This is a genomic window from Flavitalea antarctica (assembly GCF_054461535.1).
Genome location: NZ_JBTLQG010000001.1, coordinates 33,312 through 48,507, shown reverse-complemented (window position 1 = coordinate 48,507; position 15,196 = coordinate 33,312). Strand labels below are relative to the sequence as shown.

The 15,196-nt window shown below is 45.2% G+C and carries 8 protein-coding genes; 3 read left to right on the top strand and 5 right to left on the bottom strand.

Annotated features, from left to right (window positions below; all coding sequences use genetic code 11):
* Nucleotides 1-27 precede the first annotated feature (27 nt).
* Together ACX0G7_RS00130 and ACX0G7_RS00125 are read left to right on the top strand one after the other, a co-directional pair.
* A complete protein-coding gene (locus ACX0G7_RS00130; protein ID WP_458921362.1) occupies nt 28-6,471 on the top strand; it encodes a HAMP domain-containing protein in 6,444 nt (2,147 codons plus the stop codon).
* Between the two features lie 10 nt (nt 6,472-6,481).
* The gene (locus ACX0G7_RS00125; RefSeq protein WP_458921361.1) at nt 6,482-7,744 is read left to right on the top strand and encodes a sensor histidine kinase; all 1,263 of its coding nucleotides are present in this window, start codon (nt 6,482-6,484) and stop codon (nt 7,742-7,744) included.
* Nucleotides 7,745-7,763: 19 nt separating this feature from the next.
* Here the strand turns inward: ACX0G7_RS00125 and ACX0G7_RS00120 are convergent, their stop codons facing one another.
* The 3 genes from ACX0G7_RS00120 to ACX0G7_RS00110 all read right to left on the bottom strand — a co-directional run bounded on the left by ACX0G7_RS00120 (nt 7,764) and on the right by ACX0G7_RS00110 (nt 11,121).
* Nucleotides 7,764-8,207, bottom strand: a complete 444-nt coding sequence (locus ACX0G7_RS00120) for a hypothetical protein (RefSeq protein ID WP_458921360.1) — start codon at nt 8,205-8,207, stop codon at nt 7,764-7,766.
* Nucleotides 8,208-8,329: 122 nt separating this feature from the next.
* Entirely contained in the window at nt 8,330-8,836 is a 507-nt protein-coding gene (locus ACX0G7_RS00115; protein ID WP_458921359.1) for a hypothetical protein, read from the bottom strand.
* 83 nt (nt 8,837-8,919) lie between these two features.
* On the bottom strand, nt 8,920-11,121 hold the full coding sequence (locus ACX0G7_RS00110; protein WP_458921358.1) for a hypothetical protein: 2,202 nt from the start codon (nt 11,119-11,121) through the stop codon (nt 8,920-8,922).
* Nucleotides 11,122-11,214: 93 nt separating this feature from the next.
* On the opposite strand from ACX0G7_RS00110, the gene ACX0G7_RS00105 reads away from it, so the two are divergent.
* Complete coding sequence (locus ACX0G7_RS00105) at nt 11,215-12,066, top strand: phytanoyl-CoA dioxygenase family protein (protein ID WP_458921357.1); 852 nt, start codon at nt 11,215-11,217, stop codon at nt 12,064-12,066.
* Nucleotides 12,067-12,073: 7 nt separating this feature from the next.
* On the opposite strand, the gene ACX0G7_RS00100 is transcribed toward ACX0G7_RS00105, so the two are convergent.
* Both ACX0G7_RS00100 and ACX0G7_RS00095 read right to left on the bottom strand, forming a co-directional pair.
* Nucleotides 12,074-14,371 carry an alpha/beta hydrolase fold domain-containing protein gene (locus ACX0G7_RS00100; RefSeq protein ID WP_458921356.1) on the bottom strand — a complete coding sequence of 766 codons (2,298 nt, stop codon included), beginning with the start codon at nt 14,369-14,371 and terminating at the stop codon, nt 12,074-12,076.
* A gap of 73 nt (nt 14,372-14,444) precedes the next feature.
* On the bottom strand, nt 14,445-15,182 hold the full coding sequence (locus tag ACX0G7_RS00095; RefSeq protein WP_458921355.1) for a rhamnogalacturonan acetylesterase: 738 nt from the start codon (nt 15,180-15,182) through the stop codon (nt 14,445-14,447).
* Nucleotides 15,183-15,196 lie beyond the last annotated feature (14 nt).

The window sequence follows — 15,196 nt, the reverse complement described above, 5'->3', positions numbered from 1 at the left end:
TATTTTACACCCCAAATTCCTAATCTGATGGCTAGCAACAAAACCAGCATAAAAGGTTCAATGAACGGAAACCACGGGAAAAACAAATTGCAGTCGGGCAGCAATGGCAGAAATGCCGGCCCTTCCAGCAAAACCCAGGTTGCAAAGTCTCCCAGACCTGTAGTTTCCTATAACGATGAACTCGACACCCGCCACTTACTGCATGTGCTTACGGAAGTGAAAAATGGCAACTTCAGCGTAAGGATGCCCATCGATCATTCCGGGCTGAGTGGAAAAATAAGTGACACCCTGAATGAGATCATCCAGTTGAACGAGAAAATGATGCTGGAATTTACCAAGGCCGGCAACACCATCGGAAAACAGGGAAAACTTACGCAACGTATCGAAGTGCCCAGTGCAAAAGGTGCCTGGAGTCTGGGGGTAGAATCACTCAACATTCTTATCTCCGACCTGGTACACCCTACGATAGAAATTGCACACGTTATCAGTTCGGTGGCGAAAGGAAATCTTTCACAGGAAATGCCACTTGAAATAAGCGGGCATGCACTCCAGGGTGAATTTGCGCGGATAGCCAAAGAAGTAAATGACATGGTGAAACAGCTCAATCTTTTCTCCATGGAGGTAACACGTGTTGCCCGTGAGGTGGGTTCTGAAGGAAAACTGGGCGGACAGGCAAAAGTAAAAGGTGTAGGCGGTGTATGGAAAGACCTTACGGATTCAGTAAACCAGATGGGTAGTAACCTGACGGCCCAGGTTAGAAATATTGCTGAGGTAACTACTGCTGTTGCTAAGGGTGACCTCTCGAAAAAGATTACGGTGGATGTAAAGGGTGAAATACTTGAGCTTAAAAACACGATCAATACGATGGTGGATCAGCTCAACTCTTTTTCGTCGGAAGTTACGCGCGTGGCACTGGAGGTAGGAACAGAGGGAAAACTTGGGGGCCAGGCACAGGTAAAAGGTGTGGCAGGTACGTGGAAGGATTTAACGGATTCTGTAAACCAGATGGCATCAAATCTTACCGGCCAGGTAAGAAATATCGCAGAAGTAACTACTGCGTTTGCAAAGGGCGATCTGTCGCGACAGATCACGGTGGACGTGAAGGGAGAAATACTTGAACTTAAAAATACCATCAATACGATGGTGGATCAGCTTAACTCATTTTCCGGTGAGGTAACCCGTGTTGCCCGTGAGGTAGGTTCTGAAGGTAAACTTGGAGGACAGGCTAAAGTAAAAGGTGTGGGCGGAGTTTGGAAAGATCTTACGGACTCGGTAAACCAGATGGCATCAAACCTTACCGGGCAGGTACGAAATATTGCAGAAGTAACCACTGCCGTTGCAAAGGGTGACTTGTCGAGAAAGATCACTGTGGATGTAAAAGGTGAAATTCTTGAATTGAAAAACACCATCAATACGATGGTGGATCAGTTGAACTCCTTCTCTTCCGAAGTTACGCGTGTGGCGCTTGAAGTGGGTACCGAAGGAAAACTCGGGGGCCAGGCCCAGGTAAAAGGTGTGGCAGGAACCTGGAAAGATCTGACCGATTCTGTAAATGGTATGGCCAGTAGTTTGACCGGCCAGGTGAGAAATATTGCGGAGGTCACCACTGCGGTTGCAAAGGGTGACTTGTCCAGAAAAATTACCGTGGACGTGAAAGGTGAAATCCTTGAGTTGAAAAACACCATCAACACCATGGTGGATCAGTTGAACTCGTTTGGTTCAGAGGTAACGCGGGTGGCACGTGAGGTTGGATCGGAAGGAAAACTCGGCGGACAGGCAGCGGTACCGGGTGTGGGTGGTACCTGGAAGGATCTGACAGACTCGGTTAACATCATGGCCGGTAACCTTACGTCCCAGGTGCGGAATATTGCGGAGGTAACCACAGCAGTTGCGACCGGTGACTTATCAAGAAAAATCGATGTAAACGTAAAAGGAGAAATCCTGGAACTGAAAAACACTATCAATACGATGGTGGACCAGCTAAGGGGATTTGCTTCTGAGGTTACGCGTGTTGCCCGTGAGGTTGGATCAGAGGGTAAACTGGGCGGACAGGCAACTGTTAAGGGAGTCGGAGGTGTATGGAAAGATCTTACAGATTCAGTAAATGGAATGGCTTCCAATCTTACCGGCCAGGTACGTAACATCGCAGAGGTAACAACGGCGGTGGCTAAAGGTGACCTTAGCCGGAAGATTACGGTGGACGTAAAAGGAGAAATTCTTGAGTTGAAAAACACCATCAACACGATGGTGGATCAGTTAAATTCATTCGGTTCGGAAGTTACCCGGGTAGCACGTGAGGTTGGATCCGAAGGTAAGCTCGGCGGCCAGGCGGATGTACCCGGCGTTGCGGGAACCTGGAAGGATCTTACAGACAGCGTTAATAAAATGGCATCGAACCTGACTTCGCAGGTAAGAAATATCGCTGAGGTAACCACGGCAGTGGCCAATGGTGACCTTTCGAGAAAAATTGGTGTGGATGTAAAAGGTGAAATCCTTGAGTTGAAAAACACCATCAACACGATGGTGGATCAGCTCCGCGGATTTGCATCTGAGGTAACCCGTGTGGCCCGTGAGGTTGGTACAGAGGGTAAACTTGGCGGACAGGCAAACGTGCCTGGTGTTGCCGGTACCTGGAAAGACTTGACTGACTCGGTAAACCAGATGGCCGGTAACCTAACGGCCCAGGTTCGTAACATTGCGGAAGTGGCGATTGCGGTGGCAAATGGTGATATGTCCAAAAAGATTACGGTGGATGTGCGCGGAGAAATTCTGCAGTTGAAGGAAACGCTGAATACAATGGTGGATCAGCTTCGCGCTTTTGCTTCCGAAGTTACGCGTGTGGCCAGGGAAGTTGGTACGGATGGAAAGTTGGGTGGACAGGCCTTTGTACCGGGTGTGGCGGGTACCTGGAAAGATCTGACTGACTCGGTTAACCAGATGACAGGTAACCTTACAGCGCAGGTACGTAACATTGCAGAAGTAACAAAGGCAGTTGCCTCCGGTGACCTTTCTAAAACTGTGGCCATCGATGTAAAGGGTGAGATCCTGGATCTGAAAAATACAATCAACACGATGGTGGAACAGCTCAACTCATTTGCGTTCGAGGTAACACGTGTGGCAAGGGAGGTTGGTACTGAAGGTAAACTCGGCGGACAGGCAGAGGTGCGCGGTGTGGGCGGTACATGGAAAGATCTTACAGATAGTGTAAATATGATGGCCTCAAACCTTACTAACCAGGTTCGGGGTATTGCTAAAGTTGTAACTGCCGTTGCAACGGGTAACCTTAAACAGAAACTTGCGATTGTGTCCCGCGGAGAGGTTGCTGAGCTGATCGATACCATTAACGAGATGATCGATACGCTTGCACTCTTTGCTGACCAGGTAACAACAGTGGCACGTGAGGTGGGTGTTGACGGAAGACTAGGTGGACAGGCATCGGTACCTGGCGCATCTGGTATCTGGAAAAACCTGACAGAAAACGTGAACCAGCTGGCACAGAATCTTACTACCCAGGTACGTTCGATTTCAGAGGTTGCTTCTGCGGTGACAAAGGGTGACCTTACCCGGACCATCCGTGTTGAAGCTAAAGGTGAAGTGGAAGCATTAAAGGATACGATCAACCAGATGATCGCAAACCTTAAGGAGACAACGCTTCGTAACCAGGAGCAGGACTGGCTCAAATCAAATCTTGCCAAGTTTACACAGATGTTACAGGGTCAGAAAGACCTGAAGACGGTAACCCAGCGTATTTTGTCTGAGCTCGCACAGGTTGTTAAGGCACACTATGGAGCGTTTTATATTCTCAACCAGAACGAAGAAACCCAGGTTGTTAAGTTGAGCCTGTTCTCTGCTTATGGGTACAAATCAGAAAAACATATCCCGAATGAATTTGCTATAGGTGAAGGACTGGTCGGTCAGGTAGCACTCGAAAAAGAAAGAATCATTTTATCAAATGTACCGGGTAATTATATTAAGATCTCGTCCAGTCTTGGCAGGGCGAAACCTACCAACCTGATCATTCTCCCGGTGTTGTTTGAAAACAAAGTAAAGGCAGTAATTGAGCTCGCTTCCCTGGATACATTCAGCGAAACGCATATTGACTTCCTTGAACAATTAACTGAAAGTATCGGTATCGTCATCAATACAATTGAGGCAAACTCACGTACTGAAGAACTACTGGCACAATCACAGTCACTGGCTGGTGAGCTGAAAATCCAACAGGAAGAATTGAGCCGGACAAATGATGAGCTGCAGGATAAAGCACTGTTGCTTGTCAAGCAGAAAAATGAGGTGGAAGATAAGAACCGGGAAGTGGAAGAAGCGCGTAAATCACTGGAAGAAAAAGCAGAACAACTTACCCTTACATCAAAGTATAAGTCTGAGTTCCTTGCAAACATGTCGCACGAGTTGAGAACCCCGTTAAACAGTTTACTGATACTTGCACAACAGCTGTATGAAAACGCGGAAGGCAACCTGAACGACAAACAGATTCGTTATGCCAAGACGATCCACTCATGTGGTGATGACCTTATTCAGCTTATCAATGACATCCTTGATCTGTCTAAAATTGAATCTGGATTTATCACGGCGAATATTTCAACCGTTCGTTTTGCCGAGATCACCGCGTTCGCTGAAACTACATTTAAACCGATTTCGGAAGCAAGACACCTCCGGTTTACGATCGAAACAGATACAAGCCTTCCGAATTCAATTGAAACTGACATTCAGCGACTGAACCAGATTCTTAAAAATCTACTGTCTAATTCCTTCAAGTTTACTGAAAAAGGTGTTGTTAAGCTTAAGATATATGAAGCAAAACGAAACTGGAAAAGCGGCAACCCGAACCTGGACAACGCACACAGAGTTGTAGCGTTTGCAATCAGTGATACCGGTATAGGTATCCCGCAGGAAAAACAAAACATCATATTTGAAGCATTCCAGCAGGCAGAAGGTTCAACCAGCCGGAAATACGGAGGAACGGGCCTGGGGCTTTCCATCAGCCGTGGTCTTGCTGAATTATTAGGTGGTACCATCGAACTCGAATCCAACCCGGCCCAGGGAAGTACGTTTACCTTATTCCTTCCATTGGTGAATGGCATTAATTCATCTTCAATGAAATCCAATGCAGATAACCTGAAAGCTTACAAACATTACCAGCTTGCACCGCCTGTTTCCGAAATAGATACGCTGCTTAATTCAATACGGGTGACCAATGAAGATGGTGAAACAAAAAACCTGAGTATTGTTAACGAGATGATCAATGAAACCGGTGATGACCGGACCAACATTGTAAGCTCGGATAAAGTATTGTTGATTGTTGAAGACGATCTTCGATTTGGCAAGATACTGATCGAAAAGGCAAATGAGAATAACCTCAAGGCCATAGTGGCCGTGAGTTATATAGAAGTGTTTGACTTCATCAACCGATTCAAGCCCGTTGCAATAACGCTGGATGTAAAACTTCCGGACACCAGTGGCTGGAAAGTACTTGATCTGCTTCGGAATGACCTCAATTATCGTCATATCCCTATCCACCTGATTTCCGGCGAAGAGAACCGGAGCCTGGCCCTGAAACGCGGTGCAAGAAGCTTCCTGCTTAAGCCCCTGGACAATGAATCACTCAATGAGCTATTCAGCGATATCATTTCCTTTAGTAACAAACAGGTAAAACGTGTTCTGGTCATAGAAGATAATGAACTTGAATCTTCCCAGATAGCAAAGATGCTTGACAGCGAAATAGTGAAGGTGGACGTAGCCTCATCCGCAAAAAAAGCAATAAAACAAATCGGCAAGGAAGATTATGACACTATTATCCTTGACTATTCATTGCCGGACATGGCAGGAAATGAGTTGGTCAATAAAGTTGCCGAGATCAAACACCGCCTCACTCCCATCATCATCTACTCGGCCAAGGATTTCAATAAGGTAGAGTTGAACGTGCTGAACAGGACGTCGAACGCCATACTTGCAAAAGGCGTTGATTCACTGGAACAGTTACTGGAAGAAGTCGTTTTGCATCTTCATATTAATTATAATGACCTGCCATCGGATAAGAGAAGGCTGATTGAAAACAGGCGGATGAAAGAAGATATCCTGACCGGTAAGAACATACTGGTAGTGGATGACGACGTAAGAAACCTGTTCGCACTGACAACAGTTTTTGAACGTTATAATATCAATGTGATCACCGCTGAGAGTGGAAAGGAAGCTATACAGATCATAAATGATGATAAGATAAAAACAGATATGGTCCTTATGGATATCATGATGCCGGAGATGGATGGTTATGAAACGACACAGAAAATAAGAAGGGAGCACAAAAACAGTACATTGCCGATTATCGCGGTAACTGCAAAAGCCATGAAAGGTGACAGACAGAAATGTATTGAGGCCGGGGCTTCGGATTATATTACCAAACCATTAAAAATAGATCAGTTATTATCCCTGATGCGTGTGTGGTTCTACAAATAAGTAAATAAAGATGAGTCAGAAAATACTATTGGTAGACGACCGGGAAGACAACCTGTTTTCAATGGAAACCATATTGGAGACGGAAGGTTATGTCTTTGAAAAAGCAACATCCGGAAGACAGGCATTAAAAATTCTGTTGAAGGAATTTGATTTTGCGCTCATTTTGATGGACGTGAACATGCCACACCTGAATGGCTTTGAAACCGCATCACTCATTTATGAAAGGGAAAAACTAAGACATATTCCTATTATTTTTATTACGGCGAATACCTATGGAGAAGAAAATGTGTTCAAAGGATATCGCATGGGTGCTGTGGATTATATCTATAAGCCGGTAAACCCTGACCTGCTGAGAGCCAAGGTCAGCGTATTTGTGGATCTTTATAAGCAAAAGCACCAGCTTATGATGCAGGAGCAAAAGCTGGTGGAAATAAACCGGAACCTTCAATTTGAGATCAATGAACGGAGAGCTTCGGAAGAAAAGATTATTGAACTAAATTCAGAATTGCTCAACAATGTAGATCGCCTGGAGAAAGCGAATAAGGAACTTGACCGTTTTGCATTCATGGCTTCACATGATCTGCAGGAACCTTTGCGAAAGATTCTCATGTTCACAAGCAGGATCTACGCAAAAAATGCGAACGTACTGGATACAGAGATATTAATGGATCTCAAACGGATCCAAAAGGCTACTACCAGGATGCAGGACCTGATACAGGACATCCTGATGTTCTCCAAAGTTTCTGTCCAGAACGATTCATTTGTTCAATCGGATATGCGAATGCTGATAGAAGAGGTGCTCGAAGATCTGAACGAATCCGTTGTTGCAAAAAATGCGATTGTTGAACTGGGGCAGATCCCTGCTTTACAGGTAAACCCTGTTTTGATGCGACCCTTGTTTTTCAACCTTATCTCAAATGCGCTGAAATATTCAAAGCCTGATGTAGCTCCAGTAATCAAGATTTACCCGGATCCAGGCGCCCCTGCAAATGGAAATAATGCTACCGGTGATATGGCGTATGGTGCAACATCAAGAGAATATGTACGCATTTATGTAAAAGACAACGGGATAGGATTCGACCAGCGCTATTCCGAACAGATTTTCGAGATGTTTAAAAGGCTGCATAGCCAGGATGAATACGAAGGCACCGGTATAGGGCTGGCGCTCTGTAAGCAAATCGTTGAAAAACACAACGGCTTTATTAATGTGCTGAGTAAAATCAATGAGGGCAGTACATTTATTGTTTCATTGCCGATTACACACAACAATTAAGCTGGGTTACTATGAGACCTCAAATCATTTCAATCTTACCTTTAAAATCGCGCAGCATTTTTTTGAGGTCACGACTGTCAACTGTTCCGACGGAAACCTCCGTAAGATCCTTGGTTGCAAATAAACAATCGCAGTCCTCCAGGGTTTCTGAAAGAGTCTCTTCCGGGGGATCGTGCAGTACAACCGAGGTAAAATTGATACCGTCTCCAACAGCACGATGTTTGAGCATCTCTATATTGCTTTCAACAACCTTATCATTATCACCAGTTGAGTCATCGTCATCAGCCAGGTTTTCCGCTTGATCTATATCACTTGGAAAAATATATCCTTCCGGTTCAGTTCCTTTTGATAGCAAGAAAATGGCCAGCAGATCTCCTTTTTCTTTTTTTGCCCATTCAAAGGAATGATCAATAACCGCAAAAGGGAACCTGATGCCGTTAAACAGTAAAGCGGCTTTTGACATAGCTAAGTTTTCAACGAAGTTCGTGAACTTCAGGCAGGATTTCGGACCTTAACAATTAGATAATTTGCAGACTAAACGACTGAGTAATCCAAAGTGCATATACCCCATACCAGCTCTATATATCAGGAGATGTTGAATTTTGTTGTGTTCAGGCCTTTGCTTTGCAGGTAATCGACCAGTTCTTTTGCATCTTCACCACCTCGTTGCGCATGATGCAGCAGTGAGAATCCATGTGGGCCTTTGGCATTAATGTATCCCGGATATGTTTCGAGCCAGGATTTTACAAGCTGCGTTTTTCCCAGCATCGCGAGAACGAAAAGATTGGTTCTCGCTCCGGCTTCGATTAAGAAGTTTGCCACTTCTTTTGTACCCACATGACCTGCACCTTCAATTGCAGTTTCGAAATCGCCCCCACCCCAGTCCCAGGTCGCATATAGTAACGACGGAAATTCTGCAAGTAGCGATTTTACTTTTGTGAGATCATTGTGACCGGCACCAACAAAAGCCTTGACTTTATCAGGAGGCAAAGGTTCCGTTTTGGGCGCAGCCTGGGAAAACAAAGAAGATGGCATAAAGACGGTTGTTCCGGCCGCCATTGAAAACCGGCTTAGAAAGACTTTGCGGTTCATATTGGTGATTTTTGAGAAGTTAGCCTTTCTTCTCATCAACATCATTACCACTTGTCATTATACGTTTATCAGAACTATGTTCCTTACGGTGTTCGCTTCAGGCCCTCCCATCTTACCCTCCACTTATCGTTCTTCGGTATGCCCGGGTTTTTCGTTTTACATCCATCGTAACCGGCGCACATCATAGCGACCGCTGCGAGTAGTCCCCCGTTTCCGGGGAGATACAGGGTTAGTCTTTTGTCCTGGTAGTTGTGTCCATTGTTAAGATATGTATTTGTTGGTACGGGCTTAAGTAAAGCTTCAACCGCCTGTTCGGGTAAACCCAACCTGGTTGCCGTCATCGCCGTCATGGGGAAATCCCAGCCCCAGGTATCTTCCCATTTCCAGTTTTGCCAGATCCACTTAAACGTTGATCTCATAATAGTCGTGTCAACTAATTTGGTTTGCGGTAACATTCCAAGTGCCCCGAGCACTGATGGATGATCAGTGTGATATACCGGGTTGGTGTATGAATCAACCGCATTTTCCGTGAACTGGTATTTACTGTCCCTGACAATGAGCGGAGATAATGATTGCAGCACCTCGTCCCATTTTTTTACTGGCTGCATTCCTGCCCTGGCCCGCCAGCTTTGTGCTGTCTTGAGTGCCCAGTACCAGTATACAAGTTCATAGGCAGGATTGATTGTTGTTAAGGGATCGAATCTTTCCTGGGCAGGAATAAGACCAGGACCCAGCACGTACCGGTTTTTGATTGAATCATAGTGAGCGTAAGAAACCATGAATGCTGCAGTTTGAAATACCAGGTCCTTGTATTTCCGCATTGTGGCATCGCCAGGCTTATTTCTATAACATAGTTCAGCAAAGTAGATAAGATGTGGCTGTTGCCAGATAAGGAATGCTCCTACTGAAGAGGGAGTTTCATTGCCTTCGTTGTCAGTCATCTTTTGCCACCGGATACCCTGATAACCCTGGCGTTTTGCTATGGCCCTCCCCTTTTCAGCTGCTCTGCTGTACCAGGACAAAGTATTTTCCATCAGTTCGTTTCTGCCCCATAAAGAAAAATGGATGGCATGCCACCAATGCATTTCCATATGTGGTCTGCCATACCAGCTATTGTATGTGAGACCGGTTTCCTGCGGTGGATTATTCCCCGCACATTGTATCCTCGTGAGGTATTGTGATAGTACAACCCTTCTCTCCAATTCCTTTGCCCTTTTGTCTGTGCTGCCGCTAAAATCAACGACACCCCCGGTCATCCAGAACCTGAGCCATTGCTTCCTGTTATCGTCGCGGGTTTCCACAAAAGATGGCGCTGGATTTATTTGTCGTTCGTCGAAACGAACACTGAATTCAATAGTGCCGGGTGTTGAATCAATCTTTCCCGTGCTCATTTTATCAGAACCTGGTAATGTTGATGATTCAGCATCTGCTTTCGGATATAAAGGTAAAACCAGGAAATAATTGCTGTCTTTTTGATCAACGCGCGCTTTCCCGCTCCATCGCAGATTTACAAACCAGGAACTATTATCTACTTCATGCCTGATGGAAGTGGTATTAGGAGAACTCTTCTCGATATATGACCGGTGTTTATCATTTTTTTCCAGCCGGCTTCCACCATCTTTCCACTCGCCCGTCGGATATGGAAACCTGACCCGGATACGCAGGCGGCCCTCATTTAACAATAAAGAAGAGACCTTTACACTAATGGCATCCTGCTGTTGGTGGGCATATGTGATTATATCAGCCTTTACATCTTCAAGAGTGAATGTTGAATGAATCTCACCGGTCCACATGTTTAATGATTGCTGAATATTCTGTATATCACTGAGCAATGCAACTGAGCCGTCTTTTTTGATCAATTCAAAACCAATATTACCAAGCTGCAACCGATGAGGGTTCTGCCTGTACCAGTCAACGGCATTTTTTGCTCTGCCCGGTTCGTTGCTTTGAACAGAATAACTCACTGTTTTTCCGTTAAGATTAAAATTCCGGAGTGTCTCATCGAATCTGAAGCCCTGTGGGTTCGAAAAACTATGCCATCCCCATTCGCTTTGGTTGCCCAATGGTATGCCATTTTCATAAGCTTCAGGAAATGACTGCAGACCTGTTACATCAACCGTGAAAGCAAATCTGCCGTTCCCGACTGAAAATGGAGACAGTGTATCAGCAGTGATATTGCGGGCCGTATGTCTTTCGACCAGCGCCTTGCGATCTATGGGCCGCTGACTATGTACCAGGTCACAAAGTGTGCAAAGGATTAACAAAATGCCGGTACATTTTTTCATACCTTAATAAGGCTTTTTAGAATTAAGATGAAGTACAAATATCATTGAACTTCTTTAGCTTAGCATATTTAGTGAATATAAAACATTCCAACGATGCCATCATTTAACCTCTCTGCCGAACAGGTGAAAACCTTCTTTAAGGACGGATATCTCATTGTGAAGAACTTCTGCAGCAAACAGGAAATTGACAAACTCTATACCACTGCGATCGAAGATAATGCGATGCGGAATAATGCTTTGGATCTTAACGACCAGTCAGGAAAAAAAACGAGGCTTTCATTATGGTTCACTCCTGGAAACGATGTTTTCGGATATCTGACAAGAAGTGAAAAAGTGATTAATTCGGTTGCCCGGCTTCTTGACAGCGATGCGCCGGTTTGTCATTTTCATTCCAAGTTAATGCAGAAGGAACCAAGAGTTGGCGGCGCCTGGGAATGGCACCAGGATTATGGATACTGGTACAAAAATCAGTTCATGTTCCCGGATCAGCTGGTTAGTGTGATGGTAGCCTTGACACATGCTAATAAAGAAAATGGCTGCTTACAGGTAATAAAAGGATCTCATAAACTGGGTCGTGTAAACCATGGGTTCGCAGGGGAACAGGTGGGTGCCGATATGGTGATGGTTAACAACGCACTTCAAACAATGGAATTGATTTATACTGAACTGGAGCCGGGGGATGCATTGTTTTTTCATAGCAACTTACTGCACCGGTCGGAAGCAAACCTTTCCGAACATCCTCGCTGGTCCATTATTTCCTGTTATTGTTCGCAGTCGAACCTTGCATACAACGAAACATCTACCTCGTGGAAGACTCCGGTATCAGTTGTTCCTGATAACGCAATAATTGAGTGGGAAGCACAGTCTTTGTCAAATGCAGATTTCCTGAAAAAAGAAAATGATCCTGCACTGAAAGAAACCGGCTGGGAACAGGAAGTGAAATAGTGATCAATTAGGTGTTCCTTTTAAATACTTTGTCGAGGAATTTGGTAATATGATTGACTGTCGGATCGAACCATGGATGAAAGAACCAGAAAGGATGAGGTGAATCAGGCATGGTATATGTCTCGTGATAAATCTTAAACTGATCCAGTTTCATGATCATGTCATCACGGCCAGCATGAAATCTGGGGATGGAACTGTTGATAAACAGAATCGGTGGAGTGTTTTTGTCGGTATGATTCAGTGCTGAAGCTTCTTCCCAGTTGGCCGGATTTTCTTCGTAGCTGCCACCCAGGAATTCAGATGCTGATTTACCCTCACCTGATTCCGGGTGATGAAATGCAAGCAACCCATCAATATTCACTATCGCCTGGACATTGCTTGATTGTTCCGGGTGGCCCCCTTTCCCTTCAAATTTTGCAATGCCGTTCGTGGTTCCTGTGAGAGCCGCCAGTTGTCCGCCGGCAGACATTCCAAGGGTAGCTATCTTCATTTTATCAAGCTGATACAATCCGGCTTTTGCCCGTAGCCACCTTACCGCAGCCTTTATATCATGAACAGCAGCCGGGTATTTCGCTTCTCCGGAAAGCCTGTATTCAATGCTCATCACAACGTATCCCTTCGAAGCCAGGTATCGGGCGATTGGTATGTTGTGAGATTTGTCACCGGACTTCCACCCTCCCCCGAATATCATAACGACTGCGGGTCTCGGTTTAGCTGATTTTTTAGCAGGATAATAAACATCCGCAACAAGATTACGGTTGCCTGGTACACTGTATACAATATTATGCTTCGTAAGGATCCCGGTACTAAGAACCGGGTTGGCTATTTTTATATATGGCCGGGTCTTGCTTTCCCTGATATAAGTATCAGTAATATTAAACGACGCCTGGCAAAGACCATTGAGATACATCTCTATATTGGTATAATAGCGGTGTATAGAAATTTTATTTGCATCATCCGCATTTTTTGAATCAAGACCGTTGTCTTTTTCCCACGCGTCAGGCATGCCATCACTATCGGTATCAGGCGGTGCAACAGCAGCGTTAAGTGTTGGCCATGCATTGACGGTTCGTTCATAGGCAGTCCCATGTTCATATCCTCCCTGTACATCAATTATTTTTCCGGTGCCATTCACCACATCATTAATAACTCTTTGGTCGAGTGTGTCTCTTTTTGGCAATGACGCTCCAACGGTCTTCAGCACGAGTTCATACGCATCGGTCGCGTCATGCGTGCTGACCGGCTCTGCATGTAGGGGCTCAGTTAATTTCGAAAGTGCAGTATCGGCCTGGGTACCTTTATCCATGGTAACTCCAAGCCAGTTATTGCTGCTTATCAATGGAGCTCCTTCAACATGATTCCCCAATATAAAGTACTTACCGTATGGCAATAAATCATTCTTAAAAGGATTTGCAATCCTTGTTTTTACTGAAGGTTTTGTTGAAGGACCCGGCTTATAATAATTGTTGATGATGTTATAACTACCGCCTTCACCGGCATAAACATTATTGGTTGACCAGTTATAAATCACGTTGTTCCGGAAGTCAACAAATTCTCCGGACTGGTTCCTGTTTCCATCAAACCTCGGCGTTCTGCTGGTACAATGGGCAAATAAATTATGATGTCCGGAAAGATGTCTTCCACCCCAGATCCCACCGTAGCCATGATGCTCATAGTCTTTATCTCCCGTTTCAAAGTGATAGGAATAGTTAAGAGGCTCGGAAATCATATTCCACTGCAACGTGGTACTGTCACCCTGGTAAACAGAGAAAACTTCATCTGTACTCCAGCTCATAGTGCAATGATCTATGATGATATTTTTTCTCCTTACGCCACCGAAGGCATCATCACTTCCGTTGCCATCGACCATACCACCCCTTTGATTTTTATCCCCCATCCGGAACCTCATGTATCTGACCATAATATTGTCCCCACCAAGAACTACCGGATAGTCTGCCAGGCAGATTCCATCGCCCGGCGCGGACTGACCCGCAATCGTAGTATTAGCGTTTATGGAAAGCCTGGATCGCAGGTGGATGGTACCGGAGGTTGCAAATACAATGATTTTTTTCTCCTTGCCTTTCAAGGCATCGCGGAGGCTTCCCGGACCACCATCTTCCAGGTTGGAAACTATAAACGTTTTTCCTCCCCGTCCACCTGAAGTGAATTTGCCATACCCTTCCGCTCCTGGAAAAGCAATGGCTGGTTCGCCTGGTACACCTTGTCCCGGTTGATGATCATTGGAAAAAAATATAATACCGGCTAACAGCGATGGCCACACTAAAATCGACAGTTTGTTATTCATTTAATTTTGTTCATTGAGCGATTTTGAATGTATCGCAAGAGATTTCGTTGACAGGCCGGGCCTAACTAAACAATTACTTCCGGATGATCCTTTCTGCCAACCCGATATGCTGTTTTCTTACTTCTGCAAGCACCAACTGTGCCATCATCCGTGCACCGAGCTCGTTAAAATGTGTATTGTCAATTTTCCCTTCGGGATAGTTAGGATGTTCGCCCGCTGCCAGGTGGAGGAATAACAATTTTGATTGTTCAGGACCCCACTGCTGTAAAAGCTTCATGCTTAATGAATCAAGGTCAATCAGCGGAACCTTGCGGTCCGCCGCAACCTTCCTGACGACATCCGAATAAACCGGATGCGACTCTTTTAACCGCGAACTGGCAGAATCAAAGGTGCGGCGTGCAACGGGAGTTAATAACACAGGTATACCGTTTTTGCTGCGGGTTTCATTCACATATCGCAAAAGATTTGCACCAAACTCTTCAGGAGTTGTGTACCGGCCCACTTTTTCTTTTACCTCGTCATTGTGTCCGAACTGGATAAAAACATAATCACCCTGGCGCAGGCTGTCAAGCACGTGCTGCCAGCGATTTTCTTCAATGAACGTTTTCGTGCTACGGCCATTTACCGCCATATTCCTGACCTGTACAGTTGAGTCAAAAAAATAGGTAAACGGCATACCCCAACCCGTTTCCGGGTATGCCCTGACTTCTTTGTTGGCACAGGTTGAGTCGCCGATGAGCCACACACGAACCTTCTCAGGTTCCGGATCCAGGATAGGAATTACCAGCAAAAATATATACAGTAGTTTCATTCTTCAAGTTATGC

What these genes read in the sequence shown, in the direction of transcription:
- ACX0G7_RS00130 (WP_458921362.1), top strand. Translation starts at nt 28, where the DNA reads ATGGCTAGCAACAAAACCAGCATAAAAGGTTCAATGAACGGAAACCAC.
- ACX0G7_RS00125 (WP_458921361.1), top strand. Translation starts at nt 6,482, where the DNA reads ATGAGTCAGAAAATACTATTGGTAGACGACCGGGAAGACAACCTGTTT.
- ACX0G7_RS00120 (WP_458921360.1), bottom strand. Translation starts at nt 8,207, where the DNA reads ATGTCAAAAGCCGCTTTACTGTTTAACGGCATCAGGTTCCCTTTTGCG.
- ACX0G7_RS00115 (WP_458921359.1), bottom strand. Translation starts at nt 8,836, where the DNA reads ATGAACCGCAAAGTCTTTCTAAGCCGGTTTTCAATGGCGGCCGGAACA.
- ACX0G7_RS00110 (WP_458921358.1), bottom strand. Translation starts at nt 11,121, where the DNA reads ATGAAAAAATGTACCGGCATTTTGTTAATCCTTTGCACACTTTGTGAC.
- ACX0G7_RS00105 (WP_458921357.1), top strand. Translation starts at nt 11,215, where the DNA reads ATGCCATCATTTAACCTCTCTGCCGAACAGGTGAAAACCTTCTTTAAG.
- ACX0G7_RS00100 (WP_458921356.1), bottom strand. Translation starts at nt 14,371, where the DNA reads ATGAATAACAAACTGTCGATTTTAGTGTGGCCATCGCTGTTAGCCGGT.
- ACX0G7_RS00095 (WP_458921355.1), bottom strand. Translation starts at nt 15,182, where the DNA reads ATGAAACTACTGTATATATTTTTGCTGGTAATTCCTATCCTGGATCCG.